The following is a 14797-nucleotide window of genomic DNA, read 5'->3' as shown; positions in this document are numbered from 1 at the left end:
ATGTCCATAGGAACTTCGTCTGACCCCATCAATCCTGCCTCCATGGTAGCTATTGCTGATGGACAGGGTGCGGATTCCGCTCCGCCCGCCTGCCGCCGTGGGGACAAAAAAGACGTTGGAAACCAATATGGATCTGGAAAAGATCAAGAAACTGATCGAGTTCGTCGGCTCATCGCGAGTATCCGAATTGACCGTGAGCCAGGAGGGAACCACGGTCCGGATCATCCGCGAAAACAATGCCGTTTCACTGCAGGCGCCATCATCGCAGCCCCGGCCCGTTCCGGTAGCCGAAACGGCATCCGAGACACCCCGCGCCGAAGAGCAGGCGCCGGCATCCGCCGCAGCCGCACCGGCGTCATCCGGCATCGTCGCAGCACCCTCATTCGGCCTTTTCCATCGCGCCCCGAGCCCGGGTGCGGCGCCTTTCGCCGAAGCCGGCGACGAGGTGAAGGAAGGACAGGAACTCTTCATCATCGAGGCGATGAAAGTGTTCAACACCGTGAGGGCCGAACGAAGCGGCAGGATCGCCAGATTTATCGCCAATGACGGCGAAGATGTCGAACTCGGACAGCCGGTGCTGGAGTTCGAATGATGAATGAGACACTCCCAAAGGTGGCTGAGCCAAGAACATTCGACAGCGTGCTGATCGCCAATCGCGGCGAGATTGCCTTGCGGGTGCAGCGCGCCTGCCGTGAGCTCGGCCTGAAGACCGTCATGATCTATTCGGAAGCCGATAAGGATGCCGACTATCTGAAGGCGGCCGATACCGCCATCTGCATCGGCCCGGCCTCTCCCGCCCAGAGCTATCTCAACGTGCCGGCCATACTGCTTGCGATGGAGCTGACCGGCGCTGGCGCAGTTCACCCCGGTTATGGTTTCCTGTCCGAAAGAGCGTCTTTTTCGGAAGCCGTGGAGGCGGCGGGAGCGGTCTTCATCGGCCCGCGCGCCGACGCCATCCGCACCATGGGCGACAAGATCGCGGCGAAGCGGGCAATGATGGAGGCCGGCGTGCCCTGCGTTCCCGGTCCCGATTCCGCCCTGCCGGATGACATGGCCGAAGTCTCGAAAATCGCCGCCGAAATCGGCTATCCCGTCATCGTCAAGGCGGCCGGCGGCGGCGGCGGGCGCGGCATGCGTGTCGTGCACGATGCCTCCGCCCTTCAGGATGCCGTTCTCGTCACGCGGGAGGAGGCAAGCCGGGCTTTCGGGACGCCGGAACTCTATATCGAGAAGTTCCTCGAACATCCGCGCCATGTCGAAATTCAGGTTCTCTGCGATGGTCAGGGCGGCGGGGTCTGGGTGGGGCTGCGCGATTGTTCCATGCAACGCCGCCACCAGAAGGTCGTCGAAGAAGGCCCGGCCATCGGCATCCCGCCCGATGTCGCGGCTTTCGTCGGCAATCGCTGCGTCGAAGCCTGCCGCCAGATCGGTTATCGCGGGGTCGGCACCTTCGAGTTTCTTTACGAGAATGGCGAATTTTATTTCATCGAGATGAATACCCGCCTGCAGGTCGAACATCCGGTCACGGAAATGACCTCGGGCGTGGATCTGGTGCGCCAGCAGCTTCTCGTCGCTCTCGGCCATCCGCTTGAGATTTCGCAGGACGATATCGTCTGCGAAGGCCATTCGATCGAATGCCGCATCAATGCCGAAGACCCCTATAGCTTCATTCCCTGTCCCGGCCTGATCACGGCTCTGCACCTGCCGGGCGGTCCCGGCGTTCGGGTCGATACCCATGTGACGGCGGGTTATCGGGTTTCGGCCCATTACGATTCCCTGATCGCCAAGCTGATCGTCCATGCGCCGACGCGCGAACAGGCGATCATGCGCATGCGGCGCGCGCTTGGCGAAATGCGCATCGAAGGCGTCTCTACCAACCTGCCGCTGCAGCGGGAAATATTGGAAGATCCCGCCTTCTCCGAAGGCGGCACAGATATTCATTACCTCGAGCATTGGCTTGCAGCGCGGAGTTCAAAATGAAGCGACAGTCTGTTTCGATATCCCGCTATAGCGAGCCCGGTACGATTGCCGATCTTGCCGCTCACCTCGAGCGCAACAATGTCTCCGCCATTGAAATAGAGACGCCGGATGGATCATTGAAGATCGTTGCCATGGCAGGCGCTCAGCCTCCCGCAGCGCAGCGGCCCATCGAATCGGCCAAAGCGCCGGTAAAGGCGGGGGATATTCTTGCCCGTGCACCGATGGCCGGCATCTTCAAACCCGCGCATCCGCAGCGCTCCGACCGGGCGGTTCAGACAGGACAATCCGTAGCGAAAGGCGAGATCGTCGCATTCATCGCGGCCGGACCCGTGCTTGTTCCGGTCATCGCCGAAAAAGCCGGCACCGTCGGCGAAATCGTGACGGAAGCCGGTGCGCTTGTTGGCTATGGCTCCACCCTTCTCAAGACCGAAACATGATGGTGACGTCGATGAGCAACCTCCCGCTGAAAACACCCCACGTCACCCCCGCCCATCTGGGCCTGCCGAAAATCTCGATGATCGGCAACAAGACGTTTCTGATCGAAGCGCCCGGCGAGCTGGACCTACCCGCCCAGAGGCGCATCTGGGCGCTGACGCGCGCATTGAAGGACCGCCCCGAGGTGCTGGAACTCATACCCGGCATGACCAACCTCTTGATCGTGCTACGCAGCACGCCTGAAGATGCCGGGCGTTTGCAAGATGAACTTCTCGATATCTGGCAAAGGACGGCGGAGCTCGATCTTCTGGGCAAGACCATCGAAGTGCCGACGACCTATGGCGGCGAACCCGCCATCGACCTTGCGGCGATATGCGATTATTCCGGCCTGCCGGACAAAGAAGTCGTGCGCCTGCATTTCGAGCGGACCTATACGGTTTTCGCCGTCGGCAGCGCGCCGGGCTTCGGTTATCTCGGCGGTCTCGATCCGCGCATTTTCATGCCGCGCAAGAAAGTCCCGTCGCTGCGCATGCTGAAGGGCATGGTGACCATCGGCGGTATGCAGTCCGGCATCTCGGTTCTGACCGGGCCGAACGGCTGGAATTCGCTGGGTTTTACCGAAATCACCATGTTCGACGCCACTGCCGAGCAGCCGGCGGTGCTTGCGCCCGGCGACCGCGTTCGTTTCCTTCCTGAAAGGATCGAACTATGATCCATATTCTTGCCTGCGGACCGCTGAACACCGTCCAGGATCTCGGCCGCGCGGGTTACCGCAATATCGGCATCACCGCCACGGGCGCGATGGACCCCATCGCACTCAGGGTCGGCAATATTCTCGTCGGCAATGGCGAGGATGCTGCGGCGATTGAAATCCAGACCTTTCCTTTCCGCATCGAATTCGAAGAGGCGCTGACCTTCGCGGTAACCGGTGCGGATTGCGCCGCACGGCTCAATGGTACTGATCTGCCGCCTTACTGGTGCGCGCGGGCAGAAAAGGGTCAGATCCTCGAATTTTCGACGCCGCTTAAGAATGCGCGCGCCTATCTCTGCCTTCAGGGCGGCGTCGATGTTCCTGTGGTGATGGGATCGCGCAGCACCTCGCTTCGCGGCTCCTTCGGTGGCCATGAGGGACGCCATCTCACCACCGGCGACAGGCTGTCCGTTCTGCCATGCGAGCCACCGGCGCTGCCGGCAAGCGGCCTCGGTGTCATGCCGCTTGCCGAGGCGATGCCGGACATGTTTCCGGTATCCGACAATGGCGAATTGCTGCTGCGCGCCATTCCCGCCGCCGAACATGATCTTTTCGGCGAAGGTGCGGAACGTTTCTGGTCCGAAGCCTGGAAAATCACCTCGCAGAGCGACCGCACCGGTTACCGGCTGGCCGGCACGCCACTTATGCTTTCGGCTCCCGTGGAACTGCGCTCCTATGGCGTCATACCGGGTGTGGTTCAGGTACCGCCGGGCGGCGAGCCGATCATCCAGATGAGCGACGCCAACACCGCCGGCGGTTATCCGAAGATGGCAGGTATTATCGACAGTGACCTGTGGCGTCTCGGCCAGGCCCGCATCGGCAGCCGCATCCGCTTCGTGCAAGCAACGGTACGCGAGGCGCTGGAGGTCGAAAAGGCGATCGACGCCTATTTCGCGGATATCCGCAGAACCCTGCCGCTGGTTACCGCCGCACTCGGCACGCTGACAAAACGATAATCCTGAAGAACAAGGAGAGGGAACCATGAAGATCGATGTTAATTCCGATATGGGCGAAGGTTTCGGCGTCTATAAGGTCTGCGACGACGAGAAGCTTATGGAAGTCGTCTCTTCGGCGAATATCGCCTGCGGCTTCCATGCCGGCGATCCGGAAATGATGGCGCGCATGGTGCGTTTGGCTAAACAGAACGGCGTCGGCGTCGGCGCCCATCCGGGCCTCGCCGACCGTCTCGGCTTCGGCCGCCGCGAAATTCCCGTCGATGCGGAAGAAATGGAACAGCAGGTTCTCTACCAGCTCGGCGCGCTTTCGGCGATTGCGAAAGCGCAGGATGTCGCGCTCTCCCATATCAGTTTCCATGCCGCCATGGGCAACATGATCAACCGCGATGCGGCGCTTGCCGAGCGGATCATGAAAAAGATCAGGGCGGTCGATCCCAATCTCATTGTCTTTTCGATGCCGGACATGCTGATCGAAAAGGCGGCTCTGGATTGCGGGCTGAAAGTGCTCAACCTCTTTCTCGCCGACCGGGCTTATGATGTGAAGGGCCAACTCGTGCCACGCAAGCTGCCAAATTCCGTCATCAAGGAAGAGGGAAAAGTGCGCGCGCGGGTGCGCCAGTTTCTGGAAAAAGGCACGGTCACGACCATCGAGGGCGAGACCATCCCCGTTCGCGCCAGATCGATCCTCATCCACAGCGATACGCCCGGCTCGCTGGAGCTTGCGCGCACCGTGCGCAGCGAAGTGGAAGCCTGCGGCGGTAGTGTCGTGCCGGCTCGCGAAGTGGTTGCCTGAAGCGGCATACGCCTCATATCCTGAAGCACAAAAAGCACGGCACCGCATTCCATGTCAGGAGCGCGGTGCCGTAATTTTTGCCGGCTATGGAATACGACACGGATTTCGATCCGCCGTCAGCCGGGCCGCCTGAGCGACCCGGCCGCAGAAGCATCAATTCAGCTGGATCACGTGATTGCTGTCGCTCGTCCAGCTCAGTCTCACCCGATCACCCGCGGCGCTGACGGCATTGGTGAAACCTTCCGTCTGGGTCTGCCGGTAGGCGATCATCGGCTCGCCATTGTCCAGCCGCAGATAATAATGCAACATGAAACCGCGATAAACGACCTGCTCCACCCGCGCCGTGGTGGAATTGCTGGCGTTTTCACCTGCGTCCACCGCAAGCGGTGAGACCGAGATCGCTTCGGGGCGAACGGTCACGACGACCTTATCGCCCTGAACCGCCCCCATATCCTCGACATCGAGCCGCACGCCGGAACCGGTGACCAGCCTTGCGGAACGACCATTGCGCTCCGCCACGGTCGCCTCGAAGAAGTTCGAGGCGCCGATGAAACCCGCGACAAAGCGGGTCAGCGGCTTCTGGTAGATTTCGCCTGCCGGTGCGATCTGCTCGAGATTGCCATCCCGCATCACGGCAATCTGGTCCGCCATGGTCAGGGCCTCGTCCTGATCGTGGGTCACCATGATCGTGGTGAGGCCAAGCCGCTGCTGCAGGCTGCGGATTTCAACCTGCATGCTTTCCCTCAGGCCCTTGTCGAGCGCACCGAGCGGCTCGTCCAGGAGCAACATCGAAGGCTCGATCACCAGCGCGCGCGCCAGCGCCACACGCTGCTGCTGACCGCCGGAGAGCTGCACCGGCAGTCGGTCGCCGAAGGCGTGTAGCTGAACGAGATCGAGCGCCTGCTTCACGCGCCCTTCCCGGTCAGCCTTCGAGATGCCCCGCATCTCCAGACCGAAGGCGACATTTTCGGCAACGGTCATGTGGGGAAACAGGGCGTAGTTCTGGAAAAGCATGCCAACATTGCGGCGGTGAACCGGGGTACGCGTGGTCGGCTTGCCGCCGACCACGATTTCACCCGAGGTGGGATCGACAAGCCCTGCAATCATGCGCAGGCAGGTCGTTTTCCCGCAGCCACTCGGGCCGAGAAGCGCCAGGATTTCCCCTGCCTTGACGGTAAGCGAAACATCATCGACGGCAACGACCTGACCGCTGTAATGTTTGGTCAGTCTTTCCAAGCGGACTTCTACGGATTTCATCAGCGTTCCTCAGCCGTTAAAGGTCTGGTTGTATTTTTCGAGCCATTGGGCGCGGCGCGGAATGATGTATTTCCAGTCCGGCGTGAAGAGGTTGAGCGATTCCATCTTCGCTTCCGGGTAGGCAAGGAACTTCGCCGTATCTGCGCCGAACTCGATGCCCTTGACGGAAGGGGCGCTCAGCGTCGCTTCCGAAAGCATCTTCTGCACGCCCGGATCGAGGATGCGGTTGATATAGGCAAGCGCGAGATCGCGGTGCGGTCCGCCCTTTACCAGCGCGATGGAATTGATGCCGGTGAATGCGCCTTCCTTCGGGAAGGTCATGTCCAGCGGCACGCCCTTCTTGGTGTGCGGATAAACCGCCTTGGAATATTCGATGCCGCCGAAATCCGCCTGGCCCTGCGCCACCATCATCGTCTGTGCTTCCGCGTCATAGATCGAGAGCACGTTCGGCTTCAGCTCGGCGAGTTTCGCCCAGCCGGCATCGGTATCATATTGCGCTTCCTTCAGCGGCTTGCCGGTCGCAAGGGCGGCCGCCACCATCAGCATCAGAACGCTCTGGGTATTCTTCGGTGTGTTGAGAAGCATGCGGCGGGCATATTTCTTGTCGAACATCTGTTCGTAGCTTTCGAACGGCTTGCCCGTTGTCGGATTGTAGAACAGGCCGGCGATAGAGATCGCAAAACCGACGCCGAAATTGTCTTCGAAAAGATAACGGGAATAGACATTCTTGAGGTTGGGGATTTCGTCCATCGGCAATTGTTCGATCAGGCCTTCCTCCTTGGCCTGCGGAACGCCGACATCGTCCATCGACATCACGCTATATTGCGGATTTTCGCGCGTGGCGCGCAGCGTGGCGATATTGGCGAGCGTCGCGCCTTCGGTCGTCAGGACCCGGCACTTATATTCCTTTTCGAAAGCCGGGATCACTTCCTTCTTGATCAGTCCGCCCTGCGCCGAATTGTAGACGCCGACATACATGGTGCGGTCCTGTGCGGAAGCCGCGGTGTAGAAATAGGGTGTGGCGAGCGCGCCTGCGGTGACTGTCAGGAAACTGCGCCGTTTCATGATGATGGTCTTGTCTGTCATTTCCGGTACCCCTCTTGTTGTTGATTTACATAGCCATTGCCCGGCGCAGACCCACCAGCCTGTCGAGGACGAGCACGACGGTCACCGCCAGAAGGATGATGATGGTGGACATGGTCGCGACCGAAGGATCAAAGACCGTGCCAATCTGGCGATAGAGAACGATGGGCACGGGCAGGTTCGCGGAATCGGCCAGCCACATCGAAACGGGATAATTGTCGAAAGAAACCATGAAGCAGAAGATCGAGCCGGAGGCGACGCCGGGCGCGATCTGCGGAAATATCACCCGCGTGAAAGTCTTCCAGCGCGTGGCGCCAAGCGTGCGCGCCGCTTCCTCGAGGCTGACATTAACGAGCTGAAGGCTGGTCAACACCGTGCGGATCACATAGGGCGACGTCACCACGGTGTGGGCGATCAGAAGCTTCAGCTTGGTATCCATCCAGCCATAACCGGAGAAAAGCTGCAGCAATGCCAGGCCGGTCACCAGCACGGGAAAGATCAGCGGCGAAAGCAGCAGCCCCTTCATCAGCGAGCGGCCGATGAATTTTCCACGGGAGAGCGCGAAGGCTGCCGGAACGCCGAGCGCCAGTGACAGAATGGTGGTCGCCACCGCCAGTGCTGCACTGAAAGTGAGGCCGGCGGTGAATTCCTCGTTCTGCATTACCGCCGCATACCAGCGGAAGGTGAAACCCTGCGGCGGGAAGGTGACGAAATAACTGTCGGAAAACGAGATGGCGACGACGAGAACGATGGGAGCCAGGATGAAGACCATCATGGCGGCGGTGATCGCGTAAAGGACGATGGCGGGAGTGCCGGTCAGCTTGTTGTTCATGACGCGCTTGCCTTGATACGACGTCCGCCGAGCAGCCGCATCGAGACGGCGTTGATCAGAATGACGATGAAAACGAGGATGGTGGCGATGGTGGCGCCGAACGGCCAGTCATAGACCGCGAGAACCTGCTGTTCGACCATGTTGCCGAGCATCTGCGAGCCGGGACCGCCGATCAGAGCGGGAATGACGTAGGATGCCGAGGCCAGAGAGAAGACCAGCGTGAAACCCGCTAACAGACCGGGAAGGCTGAGCGGGAAGGTAATCCGCAGGAACACTTTCCATGCCGGCGCGCCCAAAGTTCTGGCGGCCTGCTGCAGATTCGGATCGATCTTTCCGAGAGCCGAGGACAGCGGCAGTACCATCATCGGGAAGAAAATGTGCAGGGAGCCGATAACCACGGCGGCATCCGAAAACAGCAGCGTCATCGGACTGTCTATGATGCCAAGATTCATCAGCACGTAATTCAGAAGGCCGGTCGGACCGTTGCCAAGAATGAGCTGCCAGCCGTAAGCACGTACCACCACGCTAACGGCAAGCGGTGCAATCACGATCAACGTGATGATACGGGTCGTGACGATATTGCCGCGCACGAGAACGGTCGCGACCGGATAGGCCAGTATCGCCGCAAGAACCGAGGTGATCAGGCTGATGCGGATCGTCGCCCAGAGCACCTTCTGGTAAAGATCGACCTCGAAAAACCTGACATAATGGGCAAGCGTGAAGGGGGAGCCGATCAGCCCCTGCGAATTCTGGGTCATGACGCTGAAGCTCATCAGCCGAACCGCCGGCCAGAAGAAAAAGATCAGCAGAAAGATCAGCAGCGGCAGGATGAGGATGCCGGGCGAAAACAGCCGACGCTCGAGGGCTTTCCAGCCGGAAACTCCACGGCGTGGCGGGGCATGTGGTTCCATGATCGCAATATCCGACATCTATACTCCCGTCGCGTTGAATACGGCACGAGGCATCGCTTTGAGCCGAACGAGATCGTCCAGGCCCTATGACTAGAATTTGCTGGGTGTGCTCCCTGTCGAGGCATCCGGTCTTTTGCCGGCGCCTGTCGCATATTTCTGCATTTTCGCGCCGGTTACCTCTCTGGGTAATATTGCCCCGACGCGTCGTTCCCTTGTTGTTGCGCCAAGCTTAGGGGCTAAGCCGACGGGCTGCATAATATTTTATTCCTCTGAGGTCATCGCATACGCATATGGACTGCCCACCCCATTTTGGCGGCGATGCATCAAAATCCCGTATGACCTCACATCGAAGTCGTATTGGGGAAACGGCGGAAAATTCCCGTAACCTCTTTGTCATGCACTGGCGTCGCGACGATGCCTGCCTTCACCGCTACAATCGGAAATAATCCATGCCCACCATCGCCCAACGCCTTAACAACGTCACCGTGTCAGCTTCGCTCGCCATGACCCAGAAAGCGCGCGATCTCGCCGCTCAGGGCATCAAGGTCATCAGCCTGTCATCCGGCGAGCCGGATTTCCCGACGCCTGCCCACGCGGTCGAGGCGGCGCATGCGGCGGCCCTTGCCGGCGACACGAAATATCCGCCCGCCGACGGAACGCCGGCGCTACGGGCCGCGATCCAGCGGAAGTTCAAGCGCGACAATAATCTCGATTACGATCCGAGCCAGATCCTGGTGGCGGGCGGCGGCAAGCAGATCATCTTCAACGCCATCATGGCCACCTGTGACCCGGGCGATGAGGTCGTCATTCCCGCGCCGTCGTGGATCAGCTATGCCGATATCGTGAAGTTCGCGGGCGCAGTGCCCGTGCCGGTGGTTTGCCCGGAGAATAACGGTTTCCGCCTGCGCGCTGAAGATCTCGAAGCCGCCATCACCCCGAAGACCAAGTGGCTGCTTTTCAACTTCCCCAACAACCCCACGGGCGCCGCCTGCTCGCGCGCGGAAATGAAGGAAATCGCCGAGGTCATGCTGCGGCATCCGCATGTCTGGATCATGACCGACGACATGTATGAGCACCTGATCTATGACGACTTCGAATTCTGCACCATCGCCGAAGTCGAGCCGCGCCTCTATGATCGGGTGCTGACCGTCAACGGCGCATCGAAAGCCTATGCGATGACCGGCTGGCGTCTCGGCTTCTGCGGCGGCCCGAAGGATCTCATCAAGGCCATCAGCAACGTCAATACCCAGAACAGCGGCGGCGTTGCGACCATCGTGCAGGCTGCCGCCGTCGCGGTTCTCGACGGCCCGCAGGATCTGCTGAAAGAGCGCGCCGATATCTACAAGACGCGTCGCGACTTCGTACTAGGCAAGCTTTCGGAAATCGAGGGGCTTCGCTGCCACAAGCCGGAAGGCGCCTTCTATATCTTCCCGAACATTGCCGCGCTGATCGGCAAGACGACGAAGGGCGGCACGAAGATCGAGAACGATACCGATTTCGTCATGGCGCTTCTCGCCGAACATCATGTTGCGACAGTGCAGGGCGCGGCCTATGGCCTCAGCCCCTTCTTCCGGCTTTCCTATGCCACCAGCATGGAAAACCTTGCCGAAGGCTGCGCCCGCATCGCCGAATTCTGCAATGGAATGAAATAGGGAGAACAGCATGTTGGGAGGAAGTGGCCGTGTCATCATGGTTTCCGGCGCATCGCGGGGTCTTGGCCTTGCGATCGCCAAAAGGCTTCACGAAGCCGGTTTCACCGTCGCGGCGGGAGCGAGAAATCCGGCCGCCGTTGCGGTGAAGGACCGGCTTTCGGCCGATCGCTACGATGCGGAAGAGGCTGGCTCGGCGGAGGCCTGGGTTGAGGCCGTTGCCGCCAGATATGGCCGGATCGACGGGCTGGTGAATTGCGCCGGCATCAACCCCAAAGTCCGGGTCATGGATGCGGGTGAAGAAAGCCTCGACCAGATGTGGCGTATCAACGTCAAGGGTCCGCTGAGGGTCACACGCGCCGCCATTCCCCATCTGATAAAGACCGGACAGGGCAGGGTCATCAATGTCGCCTCGCTGGCGGGGCGCCGTGTAGGCTCGAATGTCGGTTATGCGATGACGAAATTCGCCGTCGTCGCCCTCACCCACGGCATCCGGCAGGAATTGTGGGACAGCGGCGTGCGCGCTACCGCGCTTTGCCCCGGCTATATCGCAACCGATATGACCGTTGGCGAAACGGAAGTCAGCCGCGAGGATATGACCCAGCCGGACGATCTCGCCGAAATGGTCGAAACCCTGCTTCGCCTGCCAAACAACCTTTCGGTGGCCGAATTGCTGGTGAACTGCCGCAAGGAAGCAATGCTTTGATCTTTTCCACGCGCGGCACCCGGAAAGGGTGCTGCGCGTGGCTTTAAAACCGGCCTGACCCTTTTATTTCAGGGTCTCCGCCAGTTGCAGCAATATTTCCTTCACGGCAAGCGCCGGCTCGGAGAGCGGCGTATTGTCCGATACGCAGAAGGACAGCGTTTCCTCGATCATCGGGCTGGCGATCTGCCTGACGACAATGTCCTCATTGGATTCCGCCACGATACGGTCAGCGATGGCCTTGGGCGTTATGGTCGCGCCAAGCCCGGCATCCACGCCGCGCGCTATGGTCCTTACCGATTCCAGCTCCGCCATCACGATCAGATCCTTGCGGCTGCGGGTGAAGGCGAGATTGATGGCGCGGCGCACGAAATTATAAGTCGGCGGCAGAAGGAAGGGCAAAAACGCCAGATCGGCGACCGTGATCGGCGCATCGCCCGCTTCCACGCCGAAGCTGCGATGTACGACCAGAACGAATTCCTCACGAAATAGCGGCGTGAACTTGACACCCCGGATCGGCCCGACGCCATGGATCAAACCCATTTCCAGACGGCCGTTCATGATCATCTGGCTATAGGGCTGGCTGACGCTTTCCGTGATGTGCAGCAGAATGCCGGGATGAAGTCGCTTGGTTTCCTCCATCAGACGCAGCGAAAGCGTGGCGGCGCTGCTGAAGGGCGCAAGACCCACCGATACCTTGCCGGAAAGCACAGCGCCCGCTTCCAGCGCCTCCGCCTGCGCCTGCTCCATCTGCCGCAAAATGACCTGTGCATGTCTATAGACGACCTTGCCGGCATCGGTCATGACAACGCCCTGCTGGCTTCGGGTCAAAAGTTTCTGGCGGAAATGCTCCTCGATACTCGCCAGCTGCTGGCTGAGCGCCGGCTGGGCAATATGCAGCACATCGGCCGCTCTTGTTATGCTACCCATGTCGACAATCGTGATAAACGATTTCAGGCGCCTGATATCCATCTGCTGTTGATCATCCCATTGCTGCTTGCAGGAATAAGATGCTCAATTTGCAGACAAAGTCCATCTTCCATTTCCCGCCCGGACTTCCAGCCGTGGCGCAGCTGATGCGCGCCACGGGGCCTTCTGGCGCAGCGACTATCGCTCCTGCAAACGCAGGTCGCTCCAGAAGCTGCGCAACTGTTCGGTCAGCTGCGTATAAAGGCCATAGCGCCGCCGGTAATGCGTGATCTGGCCCGCATCGGGCTGGTACGCATTGGCCACACGCGTCATCGCCGCGACTGCCTCCTCATAGTCCGGATAAAGACGGATCGCCACGGCCGCACCGATTGCCGCACCAAGCGCACCGGTCTCGCGGGCCTCCGCGACGCGCAGGGGAATTTCCAGAACATCCGCCATGATCTGCGGCCAATGCTGACTGCGGGAACCGCCGCCGGACATCACGGCACCCTCGACGGGCAGACCCGCTTCACGCAGGACGCCGATGTGGCGACGGTGTTCGAAACATACCCCCTCGAACAGCGCTCTCAACATATGGCCTTCGCCGTGCCAGCCCGCGAGACCGTAAAATCCGCCACGGAATTCCGCGCCCAGCCGCGAGCCGAAGATGAACGGGTGGAAGAACGGATCGTCGCCGCGTGGCGTGACGGAACCGACCTGCTCGTTGCAGCGCTCGAAGGCATGGTCGCCGTGGTCGGCCCGAACACGATGCACATACCATTCGAGATTGGCTGCGGACGTGGCGCTGGATTCGATATTGACATAGCGGTTGCGGCCGAAGGTCGTGACCATGAAGACATCGGGGCTGATGACCGGCTTATCCGCGAAAACCTGATTGATGCTCCAGGTGCCGGCGATGATGGAGGCCTCCCCGGCATTGATGACACCCGACCCCATGGCACTGGAGACGACATCGAAGAAACCGCCGATAACGGGCGTGCCTTGAGAAAGCCCCGTCAGACCCGAAGCCTCAGCTGTTACATGGCCGACGATATCCGCCGATTCCACGAGGCGCGGGAAAAAATCGACCGCATCGTCAAGCCCGTAGAGCGCCAGAAGTTCCCGGTCGAGCTTCGCTTCGGGGAAGGCGAGCAACCCCGCACCGCTGAGATCGGAAATATCATTCGCGAGGCACCCCGTCAGGCGGAAGTTGACGAAGTCCTTGCAGAATAAGACCGTTCCAGTCTGCGCATATATGTCTGGCGCATGTCGTTTTACCCAAGCCAGCAGGCTGGGCGTTTGCGCAGGCCATGGCCGCTGCAGGCAACGGGCCTGCAATTGCGTTCCGCTTTTTCGGTCAAGCTCGGCCGCCACATCGGCGGCGCGGCTGTCGAGCGACTGGATGCCGATCAGAGGCTGCTGCCCCTTGTCCAGAAGATAGAGACCGTTGCCATGGCCGGCGCAGCCGACCGCAAGGATGCTTGCGGGATCGACGGAGGATTTCGCCAGAAGCTCGCGGATCGCCTCGCATCCATTGCGCCATAATTCCTCAAGATCGCGCTCGACATAGCCGGGCTGCGGAAATTTGGAATGGCCATCAATGGCGTGTTGCGCGACCTGCCGGCCGGCCGTGTCGAACAACACGGCCTTGATCACCGTATTGCCGACATCCAGACCCAATATGTGATTTTTATCAGCCACGATTATAGATATCCCATGCTTCCTCACCGCCCGCACCCTGATGGATGATGGCCATCAAGGCCGCAACGACGGCCTTCGGATTGTCATGCTGATAGATGTTGCGTCCATAAACCATTCCATTCGCGCCCTCGGCCATCAGAGCCGCCGATTTCGCCAGCACGTTGCGCAAGTCCTCACGCCCTCCGCCACGCACCAGCACCGGGCAGCGCGCCGCCTCGATCACGCGGTGAAAATCATGCGGGTTGCTGGTCGGGTCGGCCTTGATGATATCGGCTCCCATTTCCGAGGCAAGACGCACCAGCGTGACGATCTTTTCAGCATCGCCATCCACCTGATACCCGCCGCGCACATCATTGGGCAGCATCACCAGCGGCTCGATCATCAGCGGCATGCCGAAACGATGGCAATCGGCCCGCACGCGGCTGATGTTTTCGACGCATTGGCGAAACAGCTCCGGCTCGTCAGGCAGCATGAACAGGTTAACGACAACGCAGGCGGCATCCATCTCCAGCGCACCGATGATCGGATCGTGATAGTTCTGAAGCTGCGACCACATGGTTCTGTGGCGCGTGGAATTGTAAGGGTTACCCATGTCGATGCGCATGACGAGCGCCGGCTTGTCCCGCTCCGGCCTCTGCTGCAGCAGATCCGCCTGGCCGTAAACCATCTGGATGGCGTCGGGACCGGCCTCCACCAGCCTGTCGACGGTTTGCGCCATATCTTCCAGCCCGACGAGGAAGCTCGGTTCGTTGCAAACCCCGTGGTCGATGGCCACATCCAGGCATCCGCCATTGCGGAACAGCCGGCTCATGCGCGCCTTTTTCGAAATCCGCATCA

15 protein-coding genes are annotated in these 14797 nt (G+C 60.4%); 8 read left to right on the top strand and 7 right to left on the bottom strand.

From position 1 onward, the window contains the following. Positions 1-127 precede the first annotated feature (127 nt). Genes accB through AC1ROR_RS13085 form a run of 6 tightly spaced genes read left to right on the top strand, consistent with a single transcriptional unit; the run spans position 128 to position 4915 of the window. Positions 128-592, top strand: coding sequence for an acetyl-CoA carboxylase biotin carboxyl carrier protein (accB, locus tag AC1ROR_RS13110; protein ID WP_498589654.1), 465 nt, complete (start codon positions 128-130; stop codon positions 590-592). After that, a complete protein-coding gene (accC, locus tag AC1ROR_RS13105) occupies positions 589-1980 on the top strand; it encodes an acetyl-CoA carboxylase biotin carboxylase subunit (RefSeq protein WP_498589653.1) in 1392 nt (463 codons plus the stop codon). Before accB ends, accC begins: the two co-directional genes overlap by 4 nt. Next, positions 1977-2417, top strand: a complete 441-nt coding sequence (locus AC1ROR_RS13100) for an acetyl-CoA carboxylase biotin carboxyl carrier protein (RefSeq protein WP_498589652.1) — start codon at positions 1977-1979, stop codon at positions 2415-2417. Before accC ends, AC1ROR_RS13100 begins: the two co-directional genes overlap by 4 nt. Then, positions 2414-3127, top strand: coding sequence for a 5-oxoprolinase subunit PxpB (pxpB, locus tag AC1ROR_RS13095; RefSeq protein WP_498589651.1), 714 nt, complete (start codon positions 2414-2416; stop codon positions 3125-3127). Before AC1ROR_RS13100 ends, pxpB begins: the two co-directional genes overlap by 4 nt. Continuing rightward, positions 3124-4122 (top strand): 5-oxoprolinase subunit C family protein, encoded by a 999-nt coding sequence (locus tag AC1ROR_RS13090; RefSeq protein WP_498589650.1) that lies wholly within the window; start codon positions 3124-3126, stop codon positions 4120-4122. The genes pxpB and AC1ROR_RS13090 overlap by 4 nt, the downstream gene beginning before the upstream one ends. 25 nt (positions 4123-4147) lie before the next feature. Beyond that, positions 4148-4915, top strand: coding sequence for a 5-oxoprolinase subunit PxpA (locus AC1ROR_RS13085; RefSeq protein WP_498589649.1), 768 nt, complete (start codon positions 4148-4150; stop codon positions 4913-4915). A gap of 153 nt (positions 4916-5068) precedes the next feature. On the opposite strand, the gene AC1ROR_RS13080 is transcribed toward AC1ROR_RS13085, so the two are convergent. The 4 genes from AC1ROR_RS13080 to AC1ROR_RS13065 are packed head-to-tail and all read right to left on the bottom strand — an operon-like array spanning position 5069 to position 9016. Beyond that, positions 5069-6172, bottom strand: coding sequence for an ABC transporter ATP-binding protein (locus AC1ROR_RS13080; RefSeq protein WP_498589648.1), 1104 nt, complete (start codon positions 6170-6172; stop codon positions 5069-5071). 9 nt (positions 6173-6181) lie between these two features. After that, complete coding sequence (locus tag AC1ROR_RS13075; RefSeq protein WP_035225087.1) at positions 6182-7258, bottom strand: ABC transporter substrate-binding protein; 1077 nt, start codon at positions 7256-7258, stop codon at positions 6182-6184. Positions 7259-7283: 25 nt separating this feature from the next. Continuing rightward, complete coding sequence (locus AC1ROR_RS13070; RefSeq protein ID WP_448732383.1) at positions 7284-8087, bottom strand: ABC transporter permease; 804 nt, start codon at positions 8085-8087, stop codon at positions 7284-7286. Further along, on the bottom strand, positions 8084-9016 hold the full coding sequence (locus tag AC1ROR_RS13065) for an ABC transporter permease (protein WP_035264931.1): 933 nt from the start codon (positions 9014-9016) through the stop codon (positions 8084-8086). Before AC1ROR_RS13065 ends, AC1ROR_RS13070 begins: the two co-directional genes overlap by 4 nt. A 431-nt stretch (positions 9017-9447) precedes the next feature. Here AC1ROR_RS13065 and AC1ROR_RS13060 point away from each other — a divergent pair, with 431 nt between their 5' ends. Further along, a complete protein-coding gene (locus tag AC1ROR_RS13060; RefSeq protein ID WP_035225097.1) occupies positions 9448-10650 on the top strand; it encodes a pyridoxal phosphate-dependent aminotransferase in 1203 nt (400 codons plus the stop codon). A gap of 10 nt (positions 10651-10660) precedes the next feature. Continuing rightward, positions 10661-11353 (top strand): SDR family NAD(P)-dependent oxidoreductase, encoded by a 693-nt coding sequence (locus AC1ROR_RS13055; protein WP_498589647.1) that lies wholly within the window; start codon positions 10661-10663, stop codon positions 11351-11353. 63 nt (positions 11354-11416) lie between these two features. On the opposite strand, the gene AC1ROR_RS13050 is transcribed toward AC1ROR_RS13055, so the two are convergent. The 3 genes from AC1ROR_RS13050 to AC1ROR_RS13040 all read right to left on the bottom strand — a co-directional run bounded on the left by AC1ROR_RS13050 (position 11417) and on the right by AC1ROR_RS13040 (position 14795). Continuing rightward, positions 11417-12322: a LysR substrate-binding domain-containing protein gene (locus AC1ROR_RS13050; RefSeq protein ID WP_065656638.1), complete on the bottom strand. Its 906-nt coding sequence runs from the start codon at positions 12320-12322 to the stop codon at positions 11417-11419. Positions 12323-12457: 135 nt separating this feature from the next. Beyond that, positions 12458-13960 carry an FGGY-family carbohydrate kinase gene (locus AC1ROR_RS13045; RefSeq protein ID WP_498589646.1) on the bottom strand — a complete coding sequence of 501 codons (1503 nt, stop codon included), beginning with the start codon at positions 13958-13960 and terminating at the stop codon, positions 12458-12460. Next, positions 13953-14795, bottom strand: coding sequence for a class I fructose-bisphosphate aldolase (locus tag AC1ROR_RS13040; RefSeq protein WP_498590035.1), 843 nt, complete (start codon positions 14793-14795; stop codon positions 13953-13955). Before AC1ROR_RS13040 ends, AC1ROR_RS13045 begins: the two co-directional genes overlap by 8 nt. Positions 14796-14797: the final 2 nt, after the last annotated feature.

It is taken from the genome of Agrobacterium sp. GW821-FHT14E08, assembly GCF_058803865.1.
The sequence above is the reverse complement of the archived record's forward strand: the minus strand, read 5'-3'. Positions and strand labels throughout refer to the sequence as shown.